This window comes from Campylobacter concisus, assembly GCF_050447445.1.
Classification (GTDB): Bacteria; Campylobacterota; Campylobacteria; order Campylobacterales; family Campylobacteraceae; genus Campylobacter_A; species Campylobacter_A concisus_BI.
This window is the reverse complement of sequence record NZ_JALMFW010000001.1, coordinates 751,793-778,038: the sequence shown is the minus strand read 5'-3', so window position 1 is coordinate 778,038 and position 26,246 is coordinate 751,793. Positions and strand designations below refer to the sequence as shown.

29 protein-coding genes and 1 other RNA gene are annotated in these 26,246 nt (G+C 37.9%); 17 read left to right on the top strand and 13 right to left on the bottom strand.

Translation table 11 applies throughout. The features are described 5' to 3' along the window. Nucleotides 1–10: 10 nt before the first annotated feature. From pgsA to murJ, 8 genes are read right to left on the bottom strand one after another with little or no spacing between them, the layout of a single operon-like run. Entirely contained in the window at nt 11–610 is a 600-nt protein-coding gene (pgsA, locus tag MTT30_RS04005) for a CDP-diacylglycerol--glycerol-3-phosphate 3-phosphatidyltransferase (protein WP_429801059.1), read from the bottom strand. Further along, nucleotides 588–1,376: an enoyl-ACP reductase gene (locus MTT30_RS04000; protein WP_103628857.1), complete on the bottom strand. Its 789-nt coding sequence runs from the start codon at nt 1,374–1,376 to the stop codon at nt 588–590. Before MTT30_RS04000 ends, pgsA begins: the two co-directional genes overlap by 23 nt. After that, nucleotides 1,376–2,245, bottom strand: coding sequence for a 4-hydroxy-tetrahydrodipicolinate synthase (gene dapA / locus MTT30_RS03995; RefSeq protein ID WP_219336837.1), 870 nt, complete (start codon nt 2,243–2,245; stop codon nt 1,376–1,378). The genes MTT30_RS04000 and dapA overlap by 1 nt, the downstream gene beginning before the upstream one ends. Before the next feature lie 26 nt (nt 2,246–2,271). After that, nucleotides 2,272–3,513: a M16 family metallopeptidase gene (locus MTT30_RS03990; RefSeq protein ID WP_429801058.1), complete on the bottom strand. Its 1,242-nt coding sequence runs from the start codon at nt 3,511–3,513 to the stop codon at nt 2,272–2,274. Nucleotides 3,514–3,524: 11 nt separating this feature from the next. Further along, nucleotides 3,525–4,598, bottom strand: a complete 1,074-nt coding sequence (locus tag MTT30_RS03985) for a quinone-dependent dihydroorotate dehydrogenase (RefSeq protein WP_429801807.1) — start codon at nt 4,596–4,598, stop codon at nt 3,525–3,527. Nucleotides 4,599–4,651: 53 nt separating this feature from the next. Then, nucleotides 4,652–6,376: an ABC transporter ATP-binding protein gene (locus tag MTT30_RS03980; RefSeq protein ID WP_429801057.1), complete on the bottom strand. Its 1,725-nt coding sequence runs from the start codon at nt 6,374–6,376 to the stop codon at nt 4,652–4,654. Beyond that, nucleotides 6,369–7,763 carry a cysteine--tRNA ligase gene (cysS, locus tag MTT30_RS03975; RefSeq protein WP_429801056.1) on the bottom strand — a complete coding sequence of 465 codons (1,395 nt, stop codon included), beginning with the start codon at nt 7,761–7,763 and terminating at the stop codon, nt 6,369–6,371. Before cysS ends, MTT30_RS03980 begins: the two co-directional genes overlap by 8 nt. Beyond that, a complete protein-coding gene (murJ, locus tag MTT30_RS03970) occupies nt 7,750–9,150 on the bottom strand; it encodes a murein biosynthesis integral membrane protein MurJ (RefSeq protein WP_429801055.1) in 1,401 nt (466 codons plus the stop codon). Before murJ ends, cysS begins: the two co-directional genes overlap by 14 nt. A 122-nt stretch (nt 9,151–9,272) precedes the next feature. On the opposite strand from murJ, the gene MTT30_RS03965 reads away from it, so the two are divergent. From MTT30_RS03965 to MTT30_RS03935, 7 genes are all read left to right on the top strand, one after another. Beyond that, nucleotides 9,273–11,186, top strand: coding sequence for a flagellar assembly protein A (locus tag MTT30_RS03965; RefSeq protein ID WP_429801054.1), 1,914 nt, complete (start codon nt 9,273–9,275; stop codon nt 11,184–11,186). Between the two features lie 17 nt (nt 11,187–11,203). Further along, complete coding sequence (ruvA, locus tag MTT30_RS03960; RefSeq protein ID WP_194168763.1) at nt 11,204–11,758, top strand: Holliday junction branch migration protein RuvA; 555 nt, start codon at nt 11,204–11,206, stop codon at nt 11,756–11,758. Between the two features lie 11 nt (nt 11,759–11,769). Next, nucleotides 11,770–12,810: a D-alanine--D-alanine ligase gene (locus MTT30_RS03955; RefSeq protein WP_194168762.1), complete on the top strand. Its 1,041-nt coding sequence runs from the start codon at nt 11,770–11,772 to the stop codon at nt 12,808–12,810. A 64-nt stretch (nt 12,811–12,874) separates the two neighbouring features. Next, nucleotides 12,875–13,105: a type II toxin-antitoxin system Phd/YefM family antitoxin gene (locus MTT30_RS03950; protein ID WP_021091404.1), complete on the top strand. Its 231-nt coding sequence runs from the start codon at nt 12,875–12,877 to the stop codon at nt 13,103–13,105. After that, the gene (locus tag MTT30_RS03945; protein WP_194168761.1) at nt 13,095–13,880 is read left to right on the top strand and encodes an alpha/beta fold hydrolase; all 786 of its coding nucleotides are present in this window, start codon (nt 13,095–13,097) and stop codon (nt 13,878–13,880) included. The genes MTT30_RS03950 and MTT30_RS03945 overlap by 11 nt, the downstream gene beginning before the upstream one ends. Then, nucleotides 13,877–15,301 (top strand): Mur ligase family protein, encoded by a 1,425-nt coding sequence (locus MTT30_RS03940; RefSeq protein WP_429801053.1) that lies wholly within the window; start codon nt 13,877–13,879, stop codon nt 15,299–15,301. The genes MTT30_RS03945 and MTT30_RS03940 overlap by 4 nt, the downstream gene beginning before the upstream one ends. Beyond that, entirely contained in the window at nt 15,298–15,738 is a 441-nt protein-coding gene (locus tag MTT30_RS03935) for a hypothetical protein (RefSeq protein ID WP_429801052.1), read from the top strand. The genes MTT30_RS03940 and MTT30_RS03935 overlap by 4 nt, the downstream gene beginning before the upstream one ends. 11 nt (nt 15,739–15,749) lie before the next feature. Here the strand turns inward: MTT30_RS03935 and MTT30_RS03930 are convergent, their stop codons facing one another. After that, nucleotides 15,750–16,763 (bottom strand): DUF5644 domain-containing protein, encoded by a 1,014-nt coding sequence (locus MTT30_RS03930; protein ID WP_429801051.1) that lies wholly within the window; start codon nt 16,761–16,763, stop codon nt 15,750–15,752. 61 nt (nt 16,764–16,824) lie between these two features. Between MTT30_RS03930 and MTT30_RS03925 the strand changes: the two genes are divergently transcribed. The 4 genes from MTT30_RS03925 to rnpB all read left to right on the top strand — a co-directional run bounded on the left by MTT30_RS03925 (nt 16,825) and on the right by rnpB (nt 20,326). Next, a complete protein-coding gene (locus tag MTT30_RS03925; RefSeq protein WP_103648932.1) occupies nt 16,825–17,646 on the top strand; it encodes a thiamine-phosphate kinase in 822 nt (273 codons plus the stop codon). Beyond that, nucleotides 17,624–18,748 (top strand): tRNA pseudouridine(13) synthase TruD, encoded by a 1,125-nt coding sequence (gene truD / locus MTT30_RS03920; RefSeq protein WP_103648931.1) that lies wholly within the window; start codon nt 17,624–17,626, stop codon nt 18,746–18,748. The genes MTT30_RS03925 and truD overlap by 23 nt, the downstream gene beginning before the upstream one ends. Before the next feature lie 455 nt (nt 18,749–19,203). Beyond that, nucleotides 19,204–19,821, top strand: a complete 618-nt coding sequence (locus MTT30_RS03915) for a Type 1 glutamine amidotransferase-like domain-containing protein (protein ID WP_429801050.1) — start codon at nt 19,204–19,206, stop codon at nt 19,819–19,821. Between the two features lie 180 nt (nt 19,822–20,001). After that, nucleotides 20,002–20,326: RNase P RNA component class A (rnpB, locus tag MTT30_RS03910), an RNA gene on the top strand. Nucleotides 20,327–20,340: 14 nt separating this feature from the next. Here rnpB and MTT30_RS03905 read toward each other — a convergent pair. The 4 genes from MTT30_RS03905 to MTT30_RS03890 are packed head-to-tail and all read right to left on the bottom strand — an operon-like array spanning nt 20,341 to nt 23,100. Next, a complete protein-coding gene (locus MTT30_RS03905; RefSeq protein WP_084041079.1) occupies nt 20,341–20,568 on the bottom strand; it encodes a hypothetical protein in 228 nt (75 codons plus the stop codon). Further along, entirely contained in the window at nt 20,561–20,932 is a 372-nt protein-coding gene (gene fliS, locus MTT30_RS03900) for a flagellar export chaperone FliS (protein ID WP_084041078.1), read from the bottom strand. Before fliS ends, MTT30_RS03905 begins: the two co-directional genes overlap by 8 nt. A gap of 9 nt (nt 20,933–20,941) precedes the next feature. Next, nucleotides 20,942–22,702: a flagellar filament capping protein FliD gene (fliD, locus tag MTT30_RS03895; protein WP_103648929.1), complete on the bottom strand. Its 1,761-nt coding sequence runs from the start codon at nt 22,700–22,702 to the stop codon at nt 20,942–20,944. 2 nt (nt 22,703–22,704) lie between these two features. After that, entirely contained in the window at nt 22,705–23,100 is a 396-nt protein-coding gene (locus tag MTT30_RS03890) for a FlaG family protein (RefSeq protein ID WP_429801049.1), read from the bottom strand. 120 nt (nt 23,101–23,220) lie between these two features. On the opposite strand from MTT30_RS03890, the gene MTT30_RS03885 reads away from it, so the two are divergent. Genes MTT30_RS03885 through flgN form a run of 6 tightly spaced genes read left to right on the top strand, consistent with a single transcriptional unit; the run spans nt 23,221 to nt 26,243 of the window. Further along, complete coding sequence (locus MTT30_RS03885) at nt 23,221–23,565, top strand: ornithine carbamoyltransferase (protein ID WP_103648928.1); 345 nt, start codon at nt 23,221–23,223, stop codon at nt 23,563–23,565. Next, entirely contained in the window at nt 23,562–24,128 is a 567-nt protein-coding gene (gene rsmD, locus MTT30_RS03880) for a 16S rRNA (guanine(966)-N(2))-methyltransferase RsmD (RefSeq protein WP_103648927.1), read from the top strand. The genes MTT30_RS03885 and rsmD overlap by 4 nt, the downstream gene beginning before the upstream one ends. Before the next feature lie 56 nt (nt 24,129–24,184). Then, a complete protein-coding gene (locus tag MTT30_RS03875; RefSeq protein WP_103643372.1) occupies nt 24,185–25,237 on the top strand; it encodes a flagellar basal body P-ring protein FlgI in 1,053 nt (350 codons plus the stop codon). Continuing rightward, complete coding sequence (locus MTT30_RS03870; RefSeq protein ID WP_054196705.1) at nt 25,237–25,536, top strand: rod-binding protein; 300 nt, start codon at nt 25,237–25,239, stop codon at nt 25,534–25,536. The genes MTT30_RS03875 and MTT30_RS03870 overlap by 1 nt, the downstream gene beginning before the upstream one ends. Before the next feature lie 58 nt (nt 25,537–25,594). After that, complete coding sequence (locus MTT30_RS03865; RefSeq protein WP_188116655.1) at nt 25,595–25,798, top strand: flagellar biosynthesis anti-sigma factor FlgM; 204 nt, start codon at nt 25,595–25,597, stop codon at nt 25,796–25,798. A gap of 13 nt (nt 25,799–25,811) precedes the next feature. Then, entirely contained in the window at nt 25,812–26,243 is a 432-nt protein-coding gene (gene flgN / locus MTT30_RS03860; protein ID WP_429801048.1) for a flagellar export chaperone FlgN, read from the top strand. Nucleotides 26,244–26,246 lie beyond the last annotated feature (3 nt).

Sequence of the window (26,246 nt, the reverse complement as noted above, 5' to 3'; positions counted from 1 at the left end):
GAAAGAAATTTTAGCTCTTTTTCATCGCCTTTATATAGGCAAAGATATATTCAAATCCAGAATAAAGTGTAAGCGCAACAGCTATCCATAGCAAAAGCTCGCCACCAGGCCAGCTCATCAGCAAAAATCCAACCGCAAACATCTGCGAGACGGTTTTTACCTTGCCAGCCATCGAAGCTGCGACCTCTACGCCGTCACTAGCCATCACGACACGAAAGCCAGTTATAAAAAATTCCCTCACCAAGATGAGATAAACAGCCCAAGCACTCGCTCTACCAAGCATCATGAGGCCTAAAAATGCAGCAAGAATTAACATCTTGTCTGCTAACGGATCAAGGATCGCTCCAAGTTTAGTTTTTTGATCCCAGCTTCTTGCGATGTAACCGTCAAAAAAGTCAGTCACCGAGGCAATCACAAAAATAAGAGCTGCGAAGTAGTTTATCCAGCTCATATGAATTTGCGTAAAAATTCCTGGCGCATTTACGAGCATAAAAAACATAAGCGGAGCCAACAGTATCCTAAAAAACGCTAAAGAATTTGGTAAATTTAAACTCACAAATATGCCTTTATGCTTAGAAATTTCACTCTCATTTAAATGTCGTACCGCCATCTATTATAAATGTATGTCCAGTCACCCAGCTAGCTTTTGGTGAACACAAAAATAGACATGCTCCAGCTAGATCAGTCGGCTGTCCCATGCGGTTTAGCGGGCTAAGCTTTGCCGTCATATCGCGCACCTCTTCGTAGTTAGTAAAGGCTCTTAGCGCGTCTGTCTCGATAGGGCCGCCACTTACGACATTTACACGGATATTTTTCTCTCCAAGCTCGGTTGCAGCGTATCTTGCCATGGCTTCAACGGCTGCTTTTGCTGTGCCGTGACCTGCGTAGTTTTCGATATAGACTAAATTTCCAGTAGAGCTTAGGCTGATGATGCTACCACCACCCACTTTTTCCATACGTTTTGCAGCTTCTTGAGTGCCTACGACAAAGGCATTTACTGTTGCTGTAAAGATATTGTTTATGCCTCTTGGTTTTAGCTTCATAAATTTAGTGTATCCACCAGCTACTGCACGACCTGAAATAATTGCATTTGATATAAAAAAATCAATCCTATCAAAGTCCTCGTCTATCTTTAAAAATAGCTCTTTATAAGTTTCTGGTTCAAGTATGTTTAGTGCGTAGGCTCTGGCTTTTATCTTGTAAGTAGCCTCAAGCTCTTTTGCTTGTTCTTTTGCAAGCTCTTCGTTTGAGTTGTAGGTAAATGCTATATTTACACCAGCTTTTGCAAATTCTTCAACTATGGCTCTACCGATACCTCTAGTGCCGCCGCTGATAACTAGCGTTTTACCTTTAAATTCGTTTAGTGTGTCCTTCATTAAAAACCCTTTATTTCGTAATTTTTTATTACTTCTTCTATCTTTTTAAAATTTTCTTTACTTGGTTTGCAAAGTGGCAAGCGGTACTCTAAAGAGTCGATTAGTCCAGCTAGATACATCGCTGCTTTGATCGGTATCGGATTGCTTTCGCAAAAGAGTGTTTTATTTATCGTGTATAGATTATCATTTATTAATTTTGCTTTTTTGTACTCTTCGTTCATCGCAAAGTGCGTAAGCTCTGAAATTTGATCTGGCAAGAGATTTGCTGTAACTGAGATAACACCTTTGCCGCCATTTGATATGATAGGATAGTTGATCGCATCTTCGCCGCTAATGACTACTAAATTTGGCTCGTGAGCTAGCAGATCTACGCATCTATCTATGCTACCTGTTGCCTCTTTGATACCATAGATATTTTTGCACTCTTTAAAGAGCCTAAAAACGGTCGCTGGCAAGATATCCACGCCGACTCTACCTGGAACATTGTAAAGAAGCACAGGTATCTCAATGCTATTTGCAATGGCCTTGTAGTGCTCGTAAAGCCCTTCCTGCGTTGGTTTATTGTAGTAGGGAGCAACTGATAGGATACCATCAGCGCCATGAGCTTGAGCAAATTTTGCGATACCAATAGCTTCGTGAGTGGCGTTACTACCAGCCCCAGCTAGTACTTTTACATTTGTGCCTTTACAAGCATCAACAGCTATTTCGATACAAATTCTATGCTCATCATGCGTCAGTGTTGCACTCTCGCCAGTGGTTCCAACTGGTACAACGACATCTATGCCGTGCTTTATCTGTCTTTTTATTAGTTTTTCAAAACTGACTTCATCTACTTTTTGATTTTTAAATGGCGTAATGAGTGCGGTCATCGCACCTTGAAGCGAATTTTCCACGTTTATTCCTTTTTTAATATTATTGTTGTGCTGGTTTTTTCATTAAAATATTTATTTGCTATCTCTTTTAAAAGTTTTGCATCAATTTTATCGATATTTTTTTCAAGCTCGTAAAGTGGCTTTATATCGCCTCTAGCAAGGTATGAGCCATATAAATTTGCAACCTTACTTGCACTCTCAAATGAGTATATAAAATCAGTTTTTATCAAATTTTTAACTCTTAAAACATCATCTTTGTCGATAGGTTTGCTTTTAATATCCTCTATAACCTTTAAAATTTCAGCCTCAACCACGCTCGCCTCAACGTCTGGGTTGCAAACTGCTAAAAATATAAATAAATTTTCATCAATGCAGCTCATATTATAAGCATAAATTTGATTTACAAGCATTAGCTCATCGACTAGGCGCTGCTGCAAAATAGAGCTTTTACCAGTAGCTAGATATTCACTGATCGCATTTAGACCTACTTGATCGCCGTGTTTAAAATTTGGGATTTTGTAAGCGATCGCTAGCATTTGTGTTTGGCTATCTTTGTAGATAATGGCTCTTCTAGCTCCATCTTGCTCAGGTTCTTTACAGTGAGTTTTTGGGATGGCTCTTTTGTTTTTTATTTTTGTGAAATTTTTCTTGGTTAGTTTAAATGCTTCATCTTTGTCTATATCGCCACTTATCATCAAAACCGCATTTTTTGGCTGATAGTATGTAGCGTGAAATTCTTTTATGTCGGAGATATTCCAGTTTTCGATATCTTTTATAAAGCCTATTGGCGTCCAGTGGTATGGGTGGTAGATAAATGCGTGATTGTAGAGTCTAAAGTAGAGGTATCCCATAGGATTGTTGTCTGTTCGCCACCTGCGTTCTTCATGCACCACGTCTCGCTCTGGCTGAAATTCTTTGTCTTTTAGGCTTAAATTTTTCATAAGCTCAGCAAAAAGACCAAGCGTTTTGTCTAAATTTTCATTTGAAGCTTTTATAAAGTAGTGGGTATAGTCAAAGCCTGTACTTGCGTTATTTACGCCACCAAAGCCTTTTACGATCTCGTCAAACTCCCCAGCTCGTAAATTTTTGGTTGATTTAAAATTTAGATGCTCTAGCATGTGAGCGATGCCGCTTTTACCCATCACTTCATTTCTTGATCCAACTTTATAAAAGACATCGACGCTTATCACTTTTGAGCCCGGATTTACTGGTACGTGATAAATCTCAAGTCCATTTTCTAGTTTAAATTTATTAAATTTTATCAATCTCTTGCCCTCTATTTTTTAACGTCTGCGCCGACTGCTTCGCTGATAGAAGCAAAGCCATCTCTTTTTAAAAGTTCTAAAATTTCTAAATTTATATCCCTTGCGATCATCGGCCCTTTAAAGATAAAGCTTGTAAAAATTTGCACTAAATTTGCTCCCATTTTTATGCGCTCATAGGCCTCTGCACCGCTATCTATGCCGCCGCATGCGATAAGCGTCGTCTTACCATAAAGCTCGTTTGCTACAGCTTTAAATATCTCTTTTGACTTTTTAGCGATCACCTTACCGCTTAGTCCGCCAAAATCCTTTAAATTTGATGAGTGAGAGAGCGAGTAATCAACACTTGTATTTGAAACAAGCACGCCGCTAGCACCGTTTTCTACCGCGCAACTACAAAGCCTGATCGCATCTTCGTGACTCATATCTGGAGCGATTTTAAAGATGATTGGTTTTTTGGTAAGTGGTAAAATGACACTGAAAAGCTCTTTTATGAAGCTCTCATCTTGCAAGGCTCTTAAATTTGGAGTATTTGGCGATGAGACATTTATGACAAAAGTATCGCAAATTTCGCTAAATTCTCTTACTAAAATTTCATAGTCTTTTATCGCATCTTCGTTTGGTGTAACCTTGTTTTTACCGATATTTGCCCAGATAGGTAAAGTGTAAGGATAAAGTTTTTTGACTCTATTTTTAATAGCCTCACAGCCATCGTTGTTAAAGCCCATCGCATTTTGGATGCTTTCTTCGTCTATGAGCCTAAAAAGTCTTGGTTTATCGTTTCCAGGTTGAGGTTTTGGAGTAAATGTGCCAAATTCTAAATACCCAAATCCAAGAGCCGTGAGTGCTTCAAACATTGTGGCATTTTTATCAAAGCCTCCAGCTATGCCAACTGGATTGTGATAAGTGCATGAGAATAAATTTTGTTTTAGCGCATTGTCATCGACCACACACTTATTTGCTACAAAGCTTAATGATCCTGGAAAAATTTTATTTGATCCGACCATTGCAAATTCTACGATTTTATGGGCAGTTTCAGGATCAAATTTAAAAAATATAGATTTTAAAGTTTCGTAGTTTAAGCTCATTTTAACCTCTTTAAAATGCCTAAAATTTTGTGCAAATCTTAGCAAAAATCGCCTTAAACTAAGGCTTTGCCTTTAAGTTTTGCATAAATTTCATTTCTTTTGCTAAGTTCTTCATCGCTTCCAGTGTCAACTATCCTTCCATCACACAAAAGCGCGATCTTATCAGCACTCTCAACCGTACTTAGACGGTGAGCGATGACAAAGATGATCTTTTTGCTTCTGAGGTTGTTTATAGCCTTTGTGATCTCTTTTTCACTCTCATTATCAAGTGCTGAAGTAGCCTCGTCAAAGATGAGAATTTGTGGATTTTGATAAAGTGCTCTAGCTATAGCGATGCGCTGTCTTTGACCGCCTGATAGGTTGGTGCCAAATTCGTTTAAAATGGTGTGGATACCATCATCAAGCTTACTCACAAACTCGTAAGCATTTGCCATTTTTAAAGCGTTTACAACAGCATCTTCGTCAAATTCTCTGCCATAAGCTACATTTTTAGCGATTGTATCATTAAAAATATAGACACGCTGGGTTACAAGGCCGATATTTTGGCGAAGTGAGTGGATCTTGATATCTTTTAAATTTGTATCGTTTATTAAAATTTCGCCACTATTTACGTCGTAAAATCTCATTAGCAGATTCATAAGCGAGGTTTTTCCTCCACCACTTGAGCCAACAAGAGCTATAAATTCTGACTTGTGAGCCTCCAAATTTATCCCTTTTAAGACCTCTTTGTCGCCGTAGTTTAGACATACGTTGTTAAATTTGATAAGTCTTATCTCTTCACTTAGCTCTTTTTCGCCATCTTTTATCTCGCTTACTTTATCCATCAAGAAAAATGTTCTCTCGCTTGCGGCGATCGCATCTTGCATTTTATTGTATATATTTACGATACGTTTTAGCGGGGTGTAGAGCATGAAAAGTGCAGTTAAAAATGAAAAAAAAGCGCCCATGTTTATATTTTCATCGATGACGTCTTTGCCGCCTATTATGATGACTGCAGCTACGCCAATTGAGCCAATTGTTTCCATTAGTGGGCTTACTAGTTGCTCGATTTTTACGGTTTTAAGGTTTAACTTAAAAAATTTGTTATTTTCTTCAACGAAACGTGAGTGCTCGTATTTTTGGGCATTATTTGCCTTGATGATCTCGATATTTGTAAAAATTTCACTCAATGCTGAGGTGATATCAGATGTCTTTTCTTGTGATTTTTTTGAGATTTTTTTCATCTTTTTAGCAAGGCGCGAGATCGGATAAATCGCTATTGGCATAACAACAAGTGCAAAAAAGGCTAATTTAGGGCTTTGATAGATGACTACACAAAGCAGACCCAAGATAGTTACAAGCTCTCTAATAAGCTCGGGTACGATGCTTGAAACTATCGATCTTATGCGCTCTATATCGTTCGTGGTTCTGCTTATTAGCTCTCCTGTTCTAAAATCATTAAAAAATTTCATGTCCAAATTTAGTAAATTTTCGACCATCTTTTCACGAAATCTTCTAATCGTATCTTGACCGATATATGCCGTAAAATAGGCCTGCATAAAAGTTCCAACATTTTTTAACAGATAAATAGCAATGATCGCACATGGTAACAAATAAAGCAGTGTTTCATTTTTTTCAACAAAAATTTTATTAAGTACTGGCTCCACCAGGTACGCACTGACCGCTGTTCCGCCACTTGCAAGCCCCATGCCGATGAAGGCTAAGATAAAGTGTGGGATGTAGTCTTTAAAATATGGACCAAAGCGTTTTAGTACATCTTTTAAGCCAAAGTTAGTCATTGTTTTTCTCCCAAACTGCGCCATTTGGCGTATCCATGATAGAGATATTTAGGCTGGAAAGCTCATCTCTTATCTCATCAGCCCTTGCGAAATTTCTCTCTTTTTTAGCTACCGCGCGCTCATCAAGAAGCCTTTTTATCTGCTCTTTTTGCTCATCGCTTACACCAAACTGAAAATACTCCACATAGTTTGTTATAGCAATGCCTAAAATTTCGCCTATGAGCTCTAAATTTGCCACCACTTCGGCCTTATAGGCTTTATCTTTTGGGTTATTATCAAGTCTTTCATTTGCCGTTTTTACAAACTCATCGATGCTTGCAAGCGCTTTTGAAGCGTTTAGATCATCACTTAGCGCTTCAAGTAGCTCGCTTTTAAAGTTCTCGTTTATAGCACCTGCTTGCACGCCATCAACTCTTTTTTTGAGGCGGTAAATTTTATCTAACCTCTTTTTAGAAGCCGCAAGATCATCGTTGGAGTAATTAAAATGCGCCCTGTAATGGCTCGTAAGCAAGTAATATCTAAGCACTTCGCCATGAACGTTTTTTAGGGCGTCCTTTACGAAAAAGCTGTTATTTAGGCTCTTGCTCATCTTTTCGTTATTTACCTTTATAAAGCCGTTGTGCATCCAGTATTTGCTCAAATTTTTATGATAGGCACATCTGCACTGGCTCGCCTCATTTTCGTGGTGCGGAAAGAGTAGGTCGATGCCACCAGCGTGGATGTCGATCTCAAATTTATCATTTTCTTTATCGCTTAAAAACTCCCTTATCATCGCCACGCACTCGGTGTGCCAGCCAGGGCGACCCTTGCCAAATGGACTCTCGTACCATTTTTCGTCAAATTTCCAAAGCACGAAGTCTTTTTCATCTCTTTTCTCGCCAAAACTTGCCACTCTGGCGATTAGATCAGTATTGTTATCCTTGCCGCTGATGCTAAAATAGCCACTATCCTTGCTCGTGTCAAAGTAAATTCCATCACTAGTCTTATACGCCGCCCCTTTTTGCATAAGTAGCTCGATATAGCTAATGATCGCCTCCAAGCACTGCGTAGCCTTTGGTTTAAAGTCTGGATCAAGCACATTTAGAGCCTTCATATCGCTCTCGTAGTGCGCTATATATTTGTTTGTGATCTCCTCTAGGCTTTGACCGGTCTGCGCCATTTTGTTTAAAATTTTATCATCGATATCGGTGTAGTTTCTTGCAAATTTGACCTTGTAGCCAAGCGCTTTTAAGACCCTTCTTAAAAGATCAAAGCTAACGGCTGACTTTGCATGTCCCAAATGCGCGTCGTCATAGACCGTTGGACCGCACAGATAGATGCTAACTTCACCATCTTTAATAGGGCTAAACTCAACCTTTTCTCTTTTAGAAGTATCAAAAATTCGCATTAAATATATCCTTTAAAAATGTTAAACCAAAATAGAGCAAAACCGCTAAAATAGTGATAGCGGCTATAAATTTAGGCTCGATTATAGCTAAAAATCGCTTAGCTCCAAAGGCTCTAATGTATAAAATAAGCTGTAAAAATCCCCCAAGCGAGCTTGCAAATGCAAGGCCAGCAGCTCCAAATTTCTGCATCAAAATGACCGCTAGGATCAAATTTATCACAAGGCAGATGATAGAAATTTTGGCCGCCTCTTTTTGCTTCATATTTGCATAGAGCCAAAGTGAGAAAATTTTAGCCAGTCCAAATGGCGTAAGCCCCACCAAATAGGCACTTAGCACCTTGGCGCACTCGGTCGTGTTTGCCCTTACAAAATTCCCTCTCTCAAACAAGAGCCAGATGATAAACTCACTCAGCACTACGCCTGCGATCGTGGCAGCTAGCAGGGCGCAAAGTAGCAGGTAAAAGCTCTTTTTCGTCCAAACTAGGGCGTTTGCCTCATCTTTTTGCTTTAAAAGTCTAGTGATCTTTGGAAAGAGTGCCTGAGAGAGCGCGATCGCAAAGATGGCAAGCGGAAGCTGAAAAATTCTATTTGCATAAAAGAGGTAGCTTATCGAGCCACTTACCAAAAAGCTCGCTAGCCAAGTGTCCATAAATGCGCTTATCTGCATCGCACTTGAGCCAAGTAAGCCGTGGTAGAAATTTATGAAAAAGCCTTTGCTACTAGCTTTTTTGCCTTTAAAATATCCGCTTAGACCGCCCCAGAAAATTTTATTTAAGGCGTTAAATTTCATAGCGATTAGATGCACCAAAACCTGCAAAATGCCGCCTGCAACGACGCCAAAGCTAAGATAAAGTGCGACCACGCTCTCGCTCTTGCCACGAGCCAAAAGTAGTGAAGCGATCATGGCTAAATTTAGTAGCGCAGTAGAAAATGCAGTCGTTGCAAAGTGCCCTTTATACTGAAGCAGCGCGCCCATAAAAGTAACGATATAAACAAGAGCTAGATAGTAAAAATTTATACGTACAAGCGGCACTGCGTCTGTGATATTTTGTTCGCTTAAACCGCTTGCGATGATCTTTATAAAGTATGGCGTAAATAAATTTACAAGAAGCGTCAATGCGCCTATAAAAAGTAGAAATTTGATGAAAATTTCAGCTTGAAAAATCGCTTTTTTCTTGCTATTTGTAAAATTTGGTAAAAAGGCTTGGGTAAAGGCGCCTTCGCCAAAGATGCGGCGAAATAAATTTGGTATCTTAAATGCTATAAAAAAAAGATCGCTAAATATGCCAGCTCCAAGGATGGAAGCTGTTAAAAGGTCTCTTATAAGTCCAAGAATTCTTGAAACCATAATGCCAACCGAGTTTGAAAAAAAGCCTTTTATAAACATCGCCTGCCTAGTAAAAAATTAAAACGCAATAGTAACAAAAGATGCTTTAAAGCTTACATAACCCAAATTTAATAAAATTTTGGCGATAATAAGAGCCAAATTTTATGTGAAATGGATCAATTTTGAGCGAGAACGTGCAAGAAAACGAGAGATTTTTACCGCCAACGCAAATTCAAACTTCAACGCCTTATATATCGCTTAAAGAGCTAAGCAAGCAACACAGCGTACCGGTAGAATTTATAGATTTTAAAATTTTAGATATTTTGACTTATTATAAAAATAAAGATAATGAAGAGCCAGTTTTTGTCCCTGAAGAAAATTTAGACTTTTTTGATGATAATACTTTTTATCTTGACGAGACACTAGAGATCGAGCAGGTCTATGACGTGGAATTTTTTGATGTTAGGCTAAATGCTGTGCCAAAGCTTCCAAAGATAGAAATAGGTGTAAATTCAACAGTTACAAAAGTAATCGCAAAGGTAAAAGCTACAAAAGATTGTGAATACGAACAGCATTACGAAGATAAACTTTTTGAATATATCGCCAAACAGCTTATGAAAGCTCAAATTTTAATAGGTATAAGGATCGGCAAACTAAAAGACGAGCTAAAACAAATCGCCTCAGTTGTGCATGTAAAGGGCGAACTTGATAAAGACTACATGCTAAACATAACACAAGGTATAAATCCAAAAAAAGCTACCGATGCAAAGATACTTTACTACTACAAAGATAAACTTGATGCGATAAAAGAGGAAGATAAGGTTGATTACGCTGATAGAGGTTTTGTTTTTGGCGTGGCACAAGATGAAGTGATAATGGAAGAGAAAAAGTCTCACGAAGGGCAAAATGGCCGTGATGCGAGAGGCAAATTATTAGCGGTAGAAAAGCCAAAAGAAGATACCGGCAAAGAGATAAGCATAAGCGAAAATATAGAGAGAGTAGAAAATGACGATAGCATAATATATATCGCTAAAAAATCAGGATATGTAGTTGAGAAAAATGGCTCATTTGATATTGAAGAGCGCATAGAGATAAATGAGGCAAATTTTAAAACAACTGGCTCTATTCAAGCAGGCACTGATACAAATGTGACTTTGGTGGTTAGGGAAACTGACACTATAAAAGATGCCATCGGTACTGGTATCATCGTGGAGGCTGACGAGATCGAGGTAAAAGGAAATGTCGGTGCAAATGCGATGGTTAAAGCAAATGAAGTAATAATAGGCGGTCAGACACACCAAAAGGCTAAAATTTATGCAAAGAATGCAAAAATTTCTATCCATATCGGTAAGGTTGAAGCTGAAAATGTCGAGATAGATAGGCTAGAAGGCGGAAATGTCGTAGCAAAAAGGGTTAAGATAAATAGCGTCGTTGGTGGCTCTATAACCGCTCAAAATATCCAAATAAATACGCTTGGCTCAAACTGCACTATCACAGCTTCACACTTAATAGACGTAAGATATCTAAGAGGCACTGACAATAAATTTATAATCGATACTAGCAAAATGCCTGAAAGTGCTGAGGCTACGCAAGAGCAATTAAATAAGATCGAAAATACAAAAGTAGAGCTTGCTTCGCTTCTAAAAAATATTGAAACAAAGAAAAATGTCATAAATGAAAATAAAGACTCGATTTATACCATAAAAGCAAAGGTAGAAGAGCTCTCAAAAGCTAAAGTGATACCGCCAGTTACCTTTATGAAAAAGCTAAAAGAGTATCAAGGTCTAGTCAATGAATACAACACTTTGTTAAAAATTTTTAAAGATAAAAAAGAGTTGCTAGCTACTCTAAAAGATGAGCTTGAGATCATGCAAAATGGAATATTTTCTGCAAAGGTGATAAATAGAGGCAACTGGGTTGAACTAAATGAGATTAGATTTGTTATCGTTGATCCTCCACAAAATGTCACTTATATCTCAAAGCAAAATGAAACCGCTCATGCCATTACTTTGGAGAAGATCGGCGATGGCGATGAGGCTGAGTATAAGATCAAAAAGTCAAATAAATTAGAAGACTACACAGATACAAATTTCTAAGAATAAAAGGTTAAATGATGATAAAAGCGATCGAAGGTGTCGTCAGCAAAAAAGACCCTGCATTTGTGATATTAAAGACAAATAGCGGCGTAAGCTATGGAATTTTTATCTCGCTTTTTTGCTCGGCCAAACTTAGTAAAGGTGAAAAAGTCGAGCTTGCCATAACGCAGATCATAAGAGAGGACGCAAATTTACTTTATGGCTTTTTGGATGCAAACGAGCAAAAGATGTTTGAGATGCTAATAAAGCTAAATGGCATCGGAGCTAGCACGGCTATGGCAGTTTGTTCAAGTCTAAGCTCACAAGCATTTACAAATGCCATAATAAGCGGCGATGCAGATACCTTTAAAAGTGTACCAGGCATCGGACCAAAGACTGCTAGACGCATTATAGCCGAGCTAAGCGACGCAAAGCTAATAAGTGACGAGAGTGTGCCAAGCTACCAAAATGAGGCACTTTTGGCACTTGAGGCGCTTGGCTTTAAACGTGAGAAGATAGTGAAAATTTTGCCTGATTGTAAGAGTGAAAATACGAGTGATCTTATAAAAGAAGCATTAAAGAAATTAGGATAAGGATTAAAAAGATGAATTTAGGTGTGATATTTGGAGCAAAGAGCTATGAACATGAGATAAGCATAGTTAGTGCGATAGTTTTAAAAAATGTCCTAAAACAAGAGCTAAAATTTATATTCTGCGACGCAAATAGAGATTTTTATCTTATCGAAGAGAAAGATATGAGAGCAAATTTCTTTAGCTCTGGTAAATACAAAAATTCAAAAAAGCTCATTTTATCTAAAGGCGGATTTTTCATACACTCTCTTTTTGGCGATAAAAAAGTAGAGTGCGACGTCATTATAAATTTGATCCACGGCATGGACGGCGAAGATGGCAAGATAGCGGCACTTTTTGACTTTTACGGGGTCAAATATATAGGTCCAAGGCTTGAAGCAAGCGCACTTAGCTACAACAAAGAGCTTACTAAATTTCTAGCGCAAAAAGCTGGCGTAAAGGCGCTTGACTATGAGATGCTAACTCGTGAGAGCCAGCCAAAATTTCACTATCCTATTATCTTAAAGCCAGCAAGACTTGGAAGTAGCATTGGTGTAAACATAGTGCATGACGCTAGCGAGCTAGCTTATGCAAAAGACGTGGCATTTGAGTTTGATAAGGATGTGCTTGTCGAGCCTTTTATAAAGGGAGTAAAAGAGTATAACCTCGCAGGCTGTAAGATAGATGGAAAGATAAAATTTTCTATCATCGAAGAGCCAAAAAAGAAAGAATTTCTTGACTACGAGCAGAAATATCTTAGCTTTTCAAATGAAAACAAGGTAAAAGAGGCTGAAATTTCTGAAGAGCTAAAGCAAAAGCTTAAATTTAACTTTTCAAAAATTTATGATTGTGGATTTGACGGAGCGATCATTAGATGCGACTTTTTTGTGATAGATGATGAGGTCTATTTAAATGAGATAAATCCAAATCCAGGAAGCCTTGCAAACTATCTATTTGAGGATTTTGAGAGCACTTTAAATGCTCTTGCAAACTCACTTCCAAGAGAGCGTAATATAAAGATCGATTATAGCTTTATAAACTCAATCACTTCAGTAAAATGTCGCGGGAAAATTTAGACCATTTAGTAGATTATAAAGTAGTTTGTGATATTTTACGTAAAATTTTACACAAAGAGCGACAATGGTAACTTTTACAAAAGATGAAATTTATACAGCAACTGAAGTGGTTAGAAATTTTAGTTCGGTACTCTCTCGTGTGGGAGCTAATGAATTAAAAAGAGCGGTTATTGTAAAAAATAATAAATTTGAAGCAGTGCTTTTAAATATGGAAGAGTATGAGCGCCTTTGCGAAGCAGTGAGTGTGCTTGAGAGCATTTATACTGCAAAAAAAAGAGAGAACGATGGCGAGTAGGGCGGTAAAGTACGGCTCAGACGAGTATGAGATCAGCTACGAAGTAGTAAATCCGAAATGCAAAAAAATAGTGCTTTTCTTGCACGGCTGGGGTGCAAACAAAGAGATAATGAAAAAGGCTTTTGGGCACTATCTAAATGAGTTTTGCCACGTTTATATCGATATGCCAGGTTTTGGTAAAAGCTCAATTACTGATCCTTTAAAAACAAGTGATTATGCAAAAATCGTTGAAAATTTTTGCGCTGAGCTTGGCATAAAGCCAGATATTATAGTAGGTCATAGCTTTGGTGGCAAGGTCGCAACGCTTCTAAAGCCGCCATATCTTGTGCTTTTGAGCTCAGCTGGCATAGTTGTCAAAAAGCCATTTATCGTGCGCGCAAAGATCGCTATTTTTAAAATTTTTAAGCTTTTTGGATTTGGAAAATTTTATAAACTCTTTGCTACAAAAGATGTAAGTGGTATGAGTAGAGTGATGTATGAGACCCTAAAAAACGTTGTTGATGAGGATTTTACAAAGCATTTTGCCAGCTTTGGTGGCAAGGCTTTGATATTTTGGGGCGAAAATGACAAGGCAACGCCCGTAACAAGCGGAGAGAGTATACATAAGCTCATAAAAAATAGTTCATTTTTTCCGCTTAATGGTGATCATTTTTTCTTTTTGCTTCACGCTAAATTTATAAGCGAAGAGATAGAAAAAGGGATAAATTTTGAGCCAAATGAAGCAAAAAATGTCGTGCTAGATGATGATGAGAGTGGGATTGAGGAGATAAGATGAGTATATTTTTAAGCATAAGCACAGTTTTATTTATCTTTGCGCTCGCTTTTTATGTGATCACTTGCTTTCAGTGGTTTTCATATAGGCCTGAGCGCGTGCTCTTTCACTTCACAAAGCCTGCTTGGCACGCCTTTTTCTTTATTGTGCCGTTGGTGCTATTTTATACGACTGGTAAGTGGTTTTTCATCTATTTTTACTTTGCGCTTTTGCCAGCTCTTTATCTTTGGCACAAAAAACTTGATAAAAAGCTAGTCTTTACCGCCAGGATCAAGCACTTTTTTGTGATCCTTGCTTGTGCTATTATCCTAAACTACGCTCTAAATTTCATCATCCACAAGGCGTTTTTGGCTCCTATGCCACTTTTTGTCTTGGTTGTGAGCCTATTTTTTAGTGAAATTTTAGAAAAGATTAAATTTCAAGGCTTTAAAAACAAGGCGCTTAAAAAACTGGGTGCAAATAAAGATCTAAAAATCATCTTGATCACAGCAAGCTACGGCAAAACTAGCATCAAAAATTTCTTATTTGAAATTTTAAAAGATAGCTTTGACTGCTACAAAACACCTCGCAGCGTAAATACAATGGCTGGCATCATCAAAGATATCAATGAAAATTTAAACGAGCAAACGCAAATTTACATCGCAGAAGCAGGCGCTAGGCTAAAGGGCGACATCCTAGAGATCACAAAATTTCTAAACCCGCAAATCGTCATTGTTGGCGAGATCGGCGCGCAACACATTGAGTACTTTAAAACACTTGATAATATCCGCTCTACCAAGCTTGAAGCACTTCAAAGCAACCGTTTGCAAATGGCATTTTTACATAGCTCGACAAAGAAAGAGCCAAGCCAAAATTTAGAAATTTACGATGAAAGTCTAAAAGATATCAATGCAAATTTAGATGGAATTTTATTTATGCTTGATGGCAAAAACTACGCTTCGCCGCTGCTTGGTAAATTTAATGCTACAAATTTAGCCGTTTGTATAAAGGCGGCAAAATACCTAAAAATGAGCGATGAGGCGGTAGATAGAGCGCTATCTAAGATGAAAAACGTCGAGCACCGCTTAAACAAGATCGAGGCTGGTGGCAAGCTGATAATTGATGATAGCTTTAATGGAAATTTCTCAGGTATGAGCGCAAGCTACGAGCTTGTAAGCACCTACGCTGGTAGAAAAGTTCTGCTAACACCAGGCATTGTCGAGAGTGATGCGGAGCAAAATGCAAATTTAGCCAAGGTAATAAATGAAATTTTCGACCTTGTCATCATTACAAGCTCGCTAAATGCCGAAGTTTTGCTAAAACACATAATAAAGCCAAAGATCATCATTTTAAAGGATAAAAATAAAATGCAAGAAATTCTAGCTCAAAATACGCGTGCTGGCGATCTCATACTATTTTCAAACGACGCACCGAGCTTTATATGAAAAAGATAGTTTTTTTAATCCTAGCTTTAAATTTGGCATTTGGCTTTGATATTGATGATTATGACAGAGGCATTGAGGCACTAAATGCCGGAGATTACGCAACTGCATATGAAATTTTTTATGATGGTTGTGAGCAAAAAGATGTGCTTTCATGCGAGGCTTTGGGTGATATGTTTGTAAATGAAGAGATAAACGAGCAGATGGATAGTGATCTAAAAAAGCACTCAAATATCGAGCTTGGCGTGAGTTATTATATGAAAAGCTGCGACCTTGGCTACCAAAATGCTTGTGATGACGTGATGAGCTTAAGGGACGATTTAAACATAAGCCTACCAGTTGGTGTTTATGAAAACGCCAAAGCAAGGTACGATGATATAAGACAAGAAGACGAAAAAGAAGAAGCCTTAAGCGAGCAAAATGTGACTTTGCAAAAATAAATTCTCTAGTTTTAGACTAGATTTACTTTTAGCGTATGCTCTTTTAGGCTTGCTGGAATTTTGCCATTTTCAAGCTCTATCAGTTCGCTAACTCTTAAAATATAAAAATCCTGCAAACTTCTGTTTGCAAATTTTTCAAGCTTTTTTGAAAGCGTGTCAAACATATAAAACTCAGCATCATTGCTAGCTAGTAAAAAATCAGCCCCGCTATCAAACGCATTAAAGATGGTCTTACTAGCAAATGCAAATGCAAGCTTTTCGTTTACTTTTAAAAGCTCAAATCCACAAGGAAATTTGATGTTTAGATTTATAAAATTTGCTCTAAATTTATCTAAAATTTCAGGGATTTTATTGCTTACGGCTATTTTGAATTCTTTAAATTTATCCAAGCTCTTTATCTTTTCAAGCTCATTTTTTGAGGTTTCATTCTCTTTTATCTCTAAAATTTCTTTAAAAAACCTAATCGCTTCGGTATAAATTTCGCTTCCGCCAAAGATAAAATCATCAATCTTGCAAGCTATCAAAATACCATTTTTATTGTTGATAAACCTCATGATCTCATCATTTTTTTCTTTTTTATAAAGATGATGAGCTAGTATGATGGCCGCTGCACCTATAAAATTTGGCTCGTATTCTCTCACAAAATCAGCATAAAAATATGACTTTAAGCTCGCATAAAATTCTTTGTCTGCTCGATCACAAAATTTATCAAATGGCTTAAATTTCTCCCAAAAATCGTCATTATTTATCTCAAGATCTAAAACCGCTCTTTTTTCATCAAGTGGCGAAATCACAAGTTCGCCTGTAAATTTCTCATATAAATTTACTAATGGTTCAGCAGTGCTCACTACGACATCATTTACTTTCACAAAGCCGGTTGTTGGCTGAAAATACGGATCAATCTTTTTAATATGCAAAAATAGCTCGTCAAGGTTTGCGTAACTTAAAATTTCTAAAAAATATGGTTTAAAATACGACAAAATATCCTTTTTTGCATTAAATCTAAAAATTTCTATTTTTTGCATTTGGCTCCTTTTTTGGCTTATTTTATCCTAAAATTAAAAGGAGTTTCATTATAATGGCCAGATGGATAAAGAAAATTTCACGATTGAATGCTTTGGTAACGCTTATATTGGCGATGATGCGGCTGTGCTTGGCAAGCAGGTCTTTAGCAAGGATATTTTTGCTGAAAATTCGCACTTTAAGCATGGCTGGCTAAGCCTTGAAGAGATCGGCTACAAGGCGATGATCGTAAATTTTTCAGATACGATCGTGATGAATGCTAGGCCAAAATTTGCGCTTCTTGGACTTAGCTTGCCAAAGAATTTTTCGCCGCAGCAAATCAAAGAGCTAAGTGGCGGCATAAACAGAGCTTGCGAGGAGTTTGGCGTAAAGATAATCGGTGGTGACACGATAAGTAGCAAAATTTTAAATATAAGCGTTAGTATAATTGGCGAGCTAAATGGTAAAGCTGTGCTTAGGAAAAATGCAAAATACGGCGATCTGGTAGCTTTTACTGGCGAGCTTGGAGGTAGCAAAAAGGGGCTAAATTCGCTTCTTAGGCTAGCTAAAATTTCAAAAAACTCACGATTTAAAAAACCTATTTTAAGAGATAAATTTTTCTACAAATCAGCCCATCTTATAAACTCCGCTATGGATATCTCGGACGGACTAAATGCCGATCTTGCTAAGATTTTAAAGGCTAGCAAAAAGGGTGTTAAATTTACAAAAAAGCTAAGTAAATTTGAGCTTAGTAGCGGCGAAGAGTATGAAATTTTATTTACTTTTAGTCCTAAAAATTTAAATGCCATCAAAAGGATCGCCGCAAAAACACGGACAAAGATTAATATCTTTGCAAAAATTTCAAATAAAAGGTTAAAACAAAATGCAAGAAACCACCACTTTTAAGCCACTTTATGCACTCACTCATGCACCTATCGAGGCTTACTTTTCTAAAAATTCAGATGATTTTGTCGTGCGCGAAATACCACTTTATGAGTTTAGCGGTGACGGCGAGCACTTAATCGTTGAAATTTCTAAAAAAGATATGACGACAAGCGACGCTTTGCATGTTCTTAGTGAAGTTACAGGGGCTAAAATGCGCGACTTTGGCTATGCTGGACTAAAGGATAAGCAGGGTATGACGACGCAGTTTATCTCAATGCCACGCAAATTTGAGAGTGCACTTACAAACTTTAGCCACGAAAAGATGAAAATTTTAAGCCTTAATGTGCATAAAAATAAGCTTCGAATAGGACATCTAAAGGGAAATAGCTTTTTTATTCGCCTTAAAAAGGTGCTGCCAAATAATGCCAAAAAGCTAGAGCAAGCATTTGTTAGCATCGATAAAATGGGCTATGCAAACTACTTTGGCTATCAGCGTTTTGGTAAATTTGGCGACAACGCTGCAACTGGACTGGAGCTTCTTAAAAACGGGACGATAAACGGTAAAAAGAGTAAAAATCCAAAGCTAAACGACTTTTTGATCTCGGCATATCAAAGCGATCTTTTTAACCGCTGGCTTAGCAAACGTATGGAGATTTCAAGGTTTGCGCAGGATTTTAGTCTAGGCGAGCTAACCCAAATTTACCCGTATCTGGGCGGCGAAAATTTGAAAAAATTAAAATCGCAAAAGAGATTTTTTAAGCTGATAGAGGGCGAAGTTTTGGGGCACTACCCGCACGGCAAGTGCTTTTTGTGTGAGGATTTGGACGCGGAGGGCGCGCGCTTTGACACTAGAGATATCACTAGCTGCGGGCTGATAGCGGGCGCGAAGGCGTATGAGTCGCAGGGCGCGGCTAGGGCGGTCGAGGATCAAATTTTCGCGCAGGCAAATGAATACAAAGCTAAAATGACGGGATCTAGGCGCTTTGCGTGGTGCTATTTGGAGGATACGAGCTACAAATACAACGAGGAAAAGGCGCACTTTACGATAAATTTCACGCTGCAAAAAGGCAGCTATGCGACTGTTGTGCTAGAAGAAATTTTGCATAAAAACATTTTTGAGTAGAGCAGCGGCTCGTCTCGCGAGCGCTTTTAAATGAATTTTGTGTCTATGCTTGCAAGTGCAAGCAGAGTATAAATTTTGCTCTGCGATAGGCTGTATGCCTTATTTTTGGACGAATTTTACTTCTTTTGTTTAGCTACGAGCATAGTGGCACATAAAACATTTAAAACCATCTCACAAAACTTCGCCTTAACTTTCAAGTTTAAATTTCACAAATCAAAATCTGCCTTGCCTAACGCTTTTTAAAAGCTGTGAGCCAAGCGGGACAAAAACTTTGCCTTGTCGCTTTAAGCTCAAATTTGAGGCTAAATTTATTGCAATTTTATACACTAAGACCCATATCTTAAAATCTCTAAATTTTACCCGTGGAGCAAGACGCGAGCGACGCGAAATGCTAGCGTTTCTAGGCTCGTTTGGATATAATGAGTTTGCAAATTTATATTTTAAAAGGATTAAAAATGGCGAATATTTTTCTTTGCTCTTATTTCGCGGAGGTTGCGAGCAAGATCAATGAAGTGGTAGATTTTCAAGGTAAGCATGTTGCTTTTATCGATACGGCAGCAAAATTTGAAGAGGTGAATTTTTACGTAGATGAAGCGGTGGAGATTTTAGAAAATTTTGGTGCGAAGCTAAGACGCCTTGATGTCTCTTGCACCCAGAGTTTAGCTGTGCCAGTATCTGAGAAAGATGAGCTATTTTGCAACGATGAAATTTTATCCGCCATTAGTCAGTGCGACATCATTTACATTAGCGGCGGAAATACATTTTATCTACTTAATGAGCTGCGAAAATCGCGCGTCTGGCAAGCTATAAAAAATGCAGTCAAAGCGGGCAAAATTTATATCGGTGAGTCAGCAGGTGCGGTCGTAGCGGCACCAGATACGAGATATGCTACGCCTATGGATGAAAATAGCGTAAACGTGAGTGATTTTACAGGCTTAAATTTGGTGGATTTTTTCATAGTGCCACACTTTGGTTGCGAACCTTTTATAGACGCTACACGCGAGACAATGAAAAAATTTGGCAATTCTTGTGATTTGCGTCCTATAAATAATGCAGAATTTATCGCACTTTAATATAAAAATACAGCTATTTGACTAGTAAAAATTTATATAAAACGTAAGCTAGACTTTTGCTCAAATGGTTGTCTATAAAGTCGCTTTTTGTATGTAAAATCATATGGCTTAGAAGAAGTAAGTGTAGTTGTGATAAAAGCTAAAGCTATAAATTTAAGCCAAAACCGCTATAATTTCGCTCTGGCACGGTAAGCGATCGCTTTTGTTTTGAAAAAGAGGAAAGTCCGAGCTGCGATAAGACAAGGTTCCATCTAACGGATGGCTAGGGAAACCTAAGGGATAGTGTAACAGAAAGTAGACTTCCGCTTCGGCGGTAAAGGTGAAACGGCGGAGTAAGAGCCCACCGGCACGCTTGGTAACTTGCGTGGCCATATAAACCCAACCTGCAGCAAGAAGGGATGGTTTTGGTCTTATATTAAAACCCTTCGCTAGAGCTTGTTTGTAAAAGCAAGCGTAGATAAATGATCGCTCAAGACAGAACTCGGCTTAACGCCGTGCCTTTAAATTTATAAAAATTGATTAGTTTGTTACGTATTTTTGCGCTTTTTGTAGTTTTATAAGCTCATTTTGAATATGTGAAGACTTGCTTTTTAAAAGCTCTATTGCGCCGCCAATTAGTGCTTGTGCTTCTTGTGCTGAAGCTAGGCTTGTAAACATATCTTCACTAAAATTTTGTGATAAAGCAGCTATCTTGCTCGTGTCTTCGTTTATCAATGCTAATTTAAATTCATTGATCCAACTATTCACCTGAAGTTACCTCTCTCCATGCTTCAGATAGTTGCTTTACGACATTGGTTACTTCATTTAAGGCTGCGATATCGTTTTGTATATTTGCCATAGCAAGAAGCTGCATCTGTCTTGTATAAAGGCCGCTAAGATAGTGGGCTACGTCGCCTTGAGAATAATCAAGCGAATTTAAAAGCTCAACAAAAATAGCGTTTGTCCTATTTATATAATAAACTTTTTTCTCTATATTTCCAGCTTCTATCGCCTTTTTTGTACGAAATATAAATTTTAAAATTCCGTCATAAAGCATTTCTATTAATTTAGTTGGGGACTCAATGCCCCCAAAACTAGACTGTGCGTATGCACTATATGCACTTTGATTCATCTTTCTCTCTTATTTTCTGCTATTTATCTCTGCATCGATCATTGATTTTAGTGTCGAGAACTGATTTTCTAAGCTTGCAATGATAGCGTTATACTTGATAAAGCGCTCTTGCATTGTTGTATATTTCTCATCTAAAAGCTTTTGTGTGCTCTCTTTGTTTTTTGTGATCGACTCGTTTTCATCTTTTAACTGATTTTGCATAGCAACCATCGTACCACTTTTGCCAACGACACCATCAAGCATTTTAGCTAGCTTTGTAAATAGCCCATCTGTCTTTTTGGTTACTGGATTTATAGTAGCTTCATTCATACCTAGAGCTGTTAAGGCTGAATTTTTACCTTTTACCTCGATATTTTCGCCATCGCTTCTTTTTAAGACGATTCTTTTGCCACTTTTATCAAGACTAGCTGTAACTCCAGTTATGCCAGCGTCATTTATAGCTTGTTGAAGTTTTAGTGCGTTCTCTTCGGCTGTGGCTGTGGCAGTAGTTGAGAACGTAACTGACTTACCGTTTATCGTAAGATCACCAGCTTTTATGTCTAGTGCTCCAGCGCTAACAGTCGATGCCCCCATATAGCTTATTGGCTCGATCTTGCTTGATCCCATGAAAAATTTCTGAATCTCTTCAGGATCTTTGCTAAGAGCTGCATTTAGCTTATTTAGATCAAGCTGAAGCTGTCCGTCTTTATCAGGCACTATGCCATATTTGCTTAATGCTTTGCCTTCGCTATCTTGTCCATTTACAAGACGGCCAATGTTTGATCTTAAGCTTGAAATTTCGCTAACGCCCTGGAAAGTGCCAGCTCCTTTTTCCTCGTCATATTTTGTGGCTATACCAAGGTTCATGGTCATTAGGTTGTAGTCTTTGATAAATTCCTCAACCGCTTTTATTACCTCTTTTGTATCCTGAGAGACGCTTACGTTTGTTTTACCAGTTTCATTTAATGTAATAGAAATTCCTGGCCTTAAGTCGTTGAAGGTATTTTTACTTCTTTTTACATTTACTCCGTTATATGTAAATTCTGCATCTTGTGCTTTTAGAATTCTATTTTTTTCAAAGTTTGATGTCATCTTTGGTGTGCCATCAGGATTTGTTAGTAGAGTGCCATTTGCATCTTTGTCCTGAAACTGCGTACTATCCCAGCCAAGCTTATCTAAAACACCAGCCGTATCATTTGAAAATTTAATAGTCTGCGTAGCACCAGTGTTACCTGATTGAAGCATGATTTGATTTGGCTTATCTCCGCCAACATTTAAAATTCTAGCTTGCAATTTACCGCCACTAATATCATTTATCTTATCTACAATATCTTGATATGTGGTTGATCTAGTTATGCTAATAGAAAATTTTTGTCCATCGATCTCAACGTCAAAAGAGCCGTTATTTGTCGCACCTACTAAGCTTGAAGCATTTTTGAAATTTGAGCTTTGAAATGTATCTTTTTGAGCAAGTTTTTGCACATCGATACTAAAATTTTGCACGCTAACGCCATTTGCTGCTGAGGCTGTTACGCTTTTACCAGCGTTATTTGTAGTTCTTTTTAGATAAAGTGCCTCTCCGCCAAGTGTTTTGCCACTTACGTTTACGTTGCTAACTAGAGTTTTTAGCGCTGCAAGGTCTTTTTGCTTTAGATCATTTCTTTCTAGCCTTGCGGTTAGTGGTTTGATCTGTCCTGCTTCGTCTGCTTCTTTTAGCTTTTTGATAAGATCGTCATTTAGTCCGCTATTTTTTGTACCGATACCTAAATTTGTTACATTACCTACTGCCATTTTTAACTCTCCTTGTCAAAAAGTATTCCGATGCTTTCCTTGAAATACTCGCTTATTCTTATAGCTTCTTTGCTTGGAAGTTGTGTTATCTCTTCTCCAGTTTTAGCGTCTTTTACTTGCACGACCATTAAATTTAGCTTCTCATTGTAAGCAAATCTTACATTAGTATCGAGCTGCTGCATTTGATAGTTTAGCTTGTCAGTGACCTCTCTTGTTCTTTTGGCAAGCTCTTCGTTGCTAAGTCCGTCTAGCTCGTTAACATCTTTGGTTTCATTGTTTTTATCAGCACTTAATTTAACATCAGAATGCTCGATAGGTCTGCTGTCTATTTGACGCTGAGCAGATGTGCTCATGCTCGTATCTAGTACCTGATTTGCTGCTGCCTTAAAGATTTCCATAGTTTTACTCCTTAAAACTTACGTTAGCTTCTACATCGGTAAAATTTTAAAATCCTTTAGTGTTTATATAAATTTTTGATTATTTAGGCTAAAATCGAGCAAAAATTTATAGGAAGAGATATGAAAATTTCATTTGAATGTGACTGCATTTTGCTGCAAAAGACCTTGTTGCTTTTTTGTGGAAATTTAGCCGCTCATCATAAGGATTGTGATTTTGTAGTAAGTGACCGTGAGATCGTCACAAAAAAACCGCTATTTATAATAGGTAAGAATGCTCATCTCTCTCATCCATTCACAAGAGCCACTCTTCTTGATACGCTTGAAGAATTTTACTCAGCCACGCAAATTTCAAAGGCAAAAGAGCCAGATCAGATAATAAATGAAAAGAGTTTGGAGCAAAAAGTATCGCTCTTAATAGATAAATTTAAAGCCGATCTGCTTGAAATTTTAAGGGCAAATCAGTGAAACTTTACACCAAAATTTCAAGTGGTAAATTTAAAGGCAAAAGGCTTGAGCTACCAAGTCTAAGCACGACTAGAAGCACAAAAAGCATCGTAAAAGAGTCCTTTTTTAACGTCATCAGAGATGAAATTTACTCGCTTACATTTATAGAGGGCTTTGGCGGAAGCGGCGTGATGGCAAGCGAGGCTGTTAGCAACGGAGCGCGCGAGGCTATCGCTATCGAAAAAGATAGAGCCGCTTTTAAGATCACGCAAAGCAATCTTGCAAGCCTGCAAAGTCCAAATTTAAAAGCTATAAATGGCGATAGCTTTGCGCTTTTGCCTGATCTTGTAAATTCGCAAAATAGCAAAGTTTTGCTCTATCTTGATCCACCATTTGACATAAGAGCTGGCTTTGATGATATCTATGAAAAGCTTGTAAATTTGATCTCGCAGCTAAAAAAAGAGAAAATTTATATGATAGTTTTTGAGCACAACGGCGACTTTAAATTTGGCGATGAAATTTCTGCATTTAAACTTATCAAATTTAAAAAATTTGGAGCCACTTCTCTCTCTTATTTTCAGTAAATTTTGGAACATCTTTTGCTTTAAAAACCTAAAATAACTAAATTTTAGGAAAAAATATGAATAAATTTTTATCTTTTGTAGCAGTTTCAGTGATAGCTACTTCAGCCTTTGCTACGCAGATAAAAGAGCTTGCAAACATCGTTGGTGTAAGGGACAACCAGCTAATAGGCTATGGTTTGGTCGTCGGACTAAACGGCACAGGGGATGGCTCAACGTCAAAATTTACGATCCAGTCGCTATCAAACATGCTTCAAGGCGTAAATGTCAAGATAAATCCAGATGATATCAAGTCTAAAAACGCAGCCGCTGTTATGGTGACAGCCAAGTTACCTGCATTTGCAAGGCATGGCGACAAGCTTGATATCGAGATCTCATCTATCGGCGATGCAAAAAGCTTGCAAGGTGGTACTCTTCTCATGACGCCACTAAAAGGTGTTGATGGCGATATCTACGCTTTGGCTCAAGGACCTCTAAGTATCGGTGGCAAGAGCGCGGGAAGAAGTGGCGGCAACCACCCAACCGTTGGCACTATCCTAAATGGAGCTTTGGTCGAGCGAGAAGTGACTTATGACATTTACAATCAAGATAGCATAAAACTAAGCCTAAAAGATACAAATTTTAAAACCGCTCTTGATATCCAAAACGCCATAAATGCAAACATCTCAGACGATACCGCAAAGGCGATCGATCCAAGAACGGTCATCGTTAAAAAGCCAGATGATGTTAGTATCATCGAGCTTGCAAGTGCTGTGCTTGATCTTGACGTGGAGTACAAGCCAGATGAGAAGATCGTAGTTGATGAGAGAACTGGTACGATAGTTAGCGGTATAAACGCGGTAGTTAGTCCAGTCGTGATAACTCATGGCGCTATAACTATAAAGATAGAGCCAAACAGCTACGAAGAGGCAGCGCAAAATGATGTAAATATAGGTAGCGACACCTCGGTGGCTCCTAGTCAAAATTTACTTAAAATTTCAGGCGAGAAAACAACCGTCGCAAACGTGACAAGAGCGCTAAACAAGCTTGGTGCAACACCAAGTGACATCATCTCGATACTTGAAAATTTAAAACGAGTTGGCGCGATACAAGTCGATCTGGAGATAATATAATGCAAATAGACAACACCTTAGCACTAAATTCATACAATGAAATTTCTACAAATAAGATAAAAAATGCAAATGCTAAACAAGATGCGCTTTTAAAAGAGCAAACTGATGCATTTGAGGCATATATGGTAAAGGCTGTGCTTGATATTGCTTTAAAAGAAGATGAGCATAACTCGCTATATCCAAAGGCTGCTGGTAGCGATATTTATAGGTCGATGTATAACGATGCGATGAGTAAAGCGTTGAGCGGAAATCTTGGTTTTTCAGAACTTTTGTACGATTTTTTAAAGAGAGACTCTTAAGTAAATTTATATTCTGCCGATGTAGTGATATAAACATTTTATTTTAAGAGGTATGAATATGATAAGGCCTTTGAACCAAAGACCAAATTTTCAGGCAAATGCGCTAAATAAAAATAGCGATGCCAAGGTCGAAACTCAGAGTAAAGAAGTAAGAACAAACGAAAACACAAAGCTAAAAGAGATAGCTGATGCCATAGCAAATGGCACTTATCAGGTTGATATCTCAAAAACGGCTAGGGCTGTGGCTGATGCGTTGCTGTAATTAAGGAATTTAAATGATAAAAAAGCTTTTGGACGAGGCTATAGGCGAGCTTGATGAGCTTATAAATTTAACTATACAAGATATCGCAAATATAAAAGAGGCTAAGCACTCAAGCGTTGATGAGAGTGTAAAGAAAAAAAATACCTTAGTTCGTGCATTTGAAGATACAAAAAGAGCACTAGATAAAGAGCTTTTAAAGGTATCAAAAGAGAGCGGTACGACTACACTTGCTAGCGTTTTAGACGATGAAGTGAAGTCAAAGCTTGTTCTTATGCGTTCAAAGCTTGAAAATTTACATAAAGTAAATAAAGAATATGCAAGACATGTTGTTGCTGTTAAAGAATTTTTTGACTCACTTAATGAAAAAATTTTTGGTACTAAAGCAAGTGAATACGGCCAAGATAGAAATAGCATAGATAATAATTTTTATAAATCAAGGGTTTAGAAA

Bases quoted from the DNA above. Each gene is read 5' to 3' on its own strand.
- MTT30_RS03935 (WP_429801052.1), top strand. From the start codon at position 15,298: ATGAAAAAGATAGTTTTTTTAATCCTAGCTTTAAATTTGGCATTTGGC.
- ruvA (WP_194168763.1), top strand. From the start codon at position 11,204: ATGATAAAAGCGATCGAAGGTGTCGTCAGCAAAAAAGACCCTGCATTT.
- MTT30_RS03985 (WP_429801807.1), bottom strand. From the start codon at position 4,598: ATGAGCTTAAACTACGAAACTTTAAAATCTATATTTTTTAAATTTGAT.
- dapA (WP_219336837.1), bottom strand. From the start codon at position 2,245: ATGACCGCACTCATTACGCCATTTAAAAATCAAAAAGTAGATGAAGTC.
- MTT30_RS03950 (WP_021091404.1), top strand. From the start codon at position 12,875: ATGGTAACTTTTACAAAAGATGAAATTTATACAGCAACTGAAGTGGTT.
- MTT30_RS03870 (WP_054196705.1), top strand. From the start codon at position 25,237: ATGCAAATAGACAACACCTTAGCACTAAATTCATACAATGAAATTTCT.
- MTT30_RS04000 (WP_103628857.1), bottom strand. From the start codon at position 1,376: ATGAAGGACACACTAAACGAATTTAAAGGTAAAACGCTAGTTATCAGC.
- MTT30_RS03890 (WP_429801049.1), bottom strand. From the start codon at position 23,100: ATGGAAATCTTTAAGGCAGCAGCAAATCAGGTACTAGATACGAGCATG.
- MTT30_RS03865 (WP_188116655.1), top strand. From the start codon at position 25,595: ATGATAAGGCCTTTGAACCAAAGACCAAATTTTCAGGCAAATGCGCTA.
- MTT30_RS03945 (WP_194168761.1), top strand. From the start codon at position 13,095: ATGGCGAGTAGGGCGGTAAAGTACGGCTCAGACGAGTATGAGATCAGC.
- MTT30_RS03940 (WP_429801053.1), top strand. From the start codon at position 13,877: ATGAGTATATTTTTAAGCATAAGCACAGTTTTATTTATCTTTGCGCTC.
- MTT30_RS03915 (WP_429801050.1), top strand. From the start codon at position 19,204: ATGGCGAATATTTTTCTTTGCTCTTATTTCGCGGAGGTTGCGAGCAAG.
- murJ (WP_429801055.1), bottom strand. From the start codon at position 9,150: ATGTTTATAAAAGGCTTTTTTTCAAACTCGGTTGGCATTATGGTTTCA.
- MTT30_RS03885 (WP_103648928.1), top strand. From the start codon at position 23,221: ATGAAAATTTCATTTGAATGTGACTGCATTTTGCTGCAAAAGACCTTG.
- truD (WP_103648931.1), top strand. From the start codon at position 17,624: ATGCAAGAAACCACCACTTTTAAGCCACTTTATGCACTCACTCATGCA.
- MTT30_RS03930 (WP_429801051.1), bottom strand. From the start codon at position 16,763: ATGCAAAAAATAGAAATTTTTAGATTTAATGCAAAAAAGGATATTTTG.
- MTT30_RS03955 (WP_194168762.1), top strand. From the start codon at position 11,770: ATGAATTTAGGTGTGATATTTGGAGCAAAGAGCTATGAACATGAGATA.
- pgsA (WP_429801059.1), bottom strand. From the start codon at position 610: ATGGCGGTACGACATTTAAATGAGAGTGAAATTTCTAAGCATAAAGGC.
- MTT30_RS03925 (WP_103648932.1), top strand. From the start codon at position 16,825: ATGGATAAAGAAAATTTCACGATTGAATGCTTTGGTAACGCTTATATT.
- MTT30_RS03980 (WP_429801057.1), bottom strand. From the start codon at position 6,376: ATGACTAACTTTGGCTTAAAAGATGTACTAAAACGCTTTGGTCCATAT.
- flgN (WP_429801048.1), top strand. From the start codon at position 25,812: ATGATAAAAAAGCTTTTGGACGAGGCTATAGGCGAGCTTGATGAGCTT.
- fliS (WP_084041078.1), bottom strand. From the start codon at position 20,932: ATGAATCAAAGTGCATATAGTGCATACGCACAGTCTAGTTTTGGGGGC.
- fliD (WP_103648929.1), bottom strand. From the start codon at position 22,702: ATGGCAGTAGGTAATGTAACAAATTTAGGTATCGGTACAAAAAATAGC.
- MTT30_RS03875 (WP_103643372.1), top strand. From the start codon at position 24,185: ATGAATAAATTTTTATCTTTTGTAGCAGTTTCAGTGATAGCTACTTCA.
- cysS (WP_429801056.1), bottom strand. From the start codon at position 7,763: ATGCGAATTTTTGATACTTCTAAAAGAGAAAAGGTTGAGTTTAGCCCT.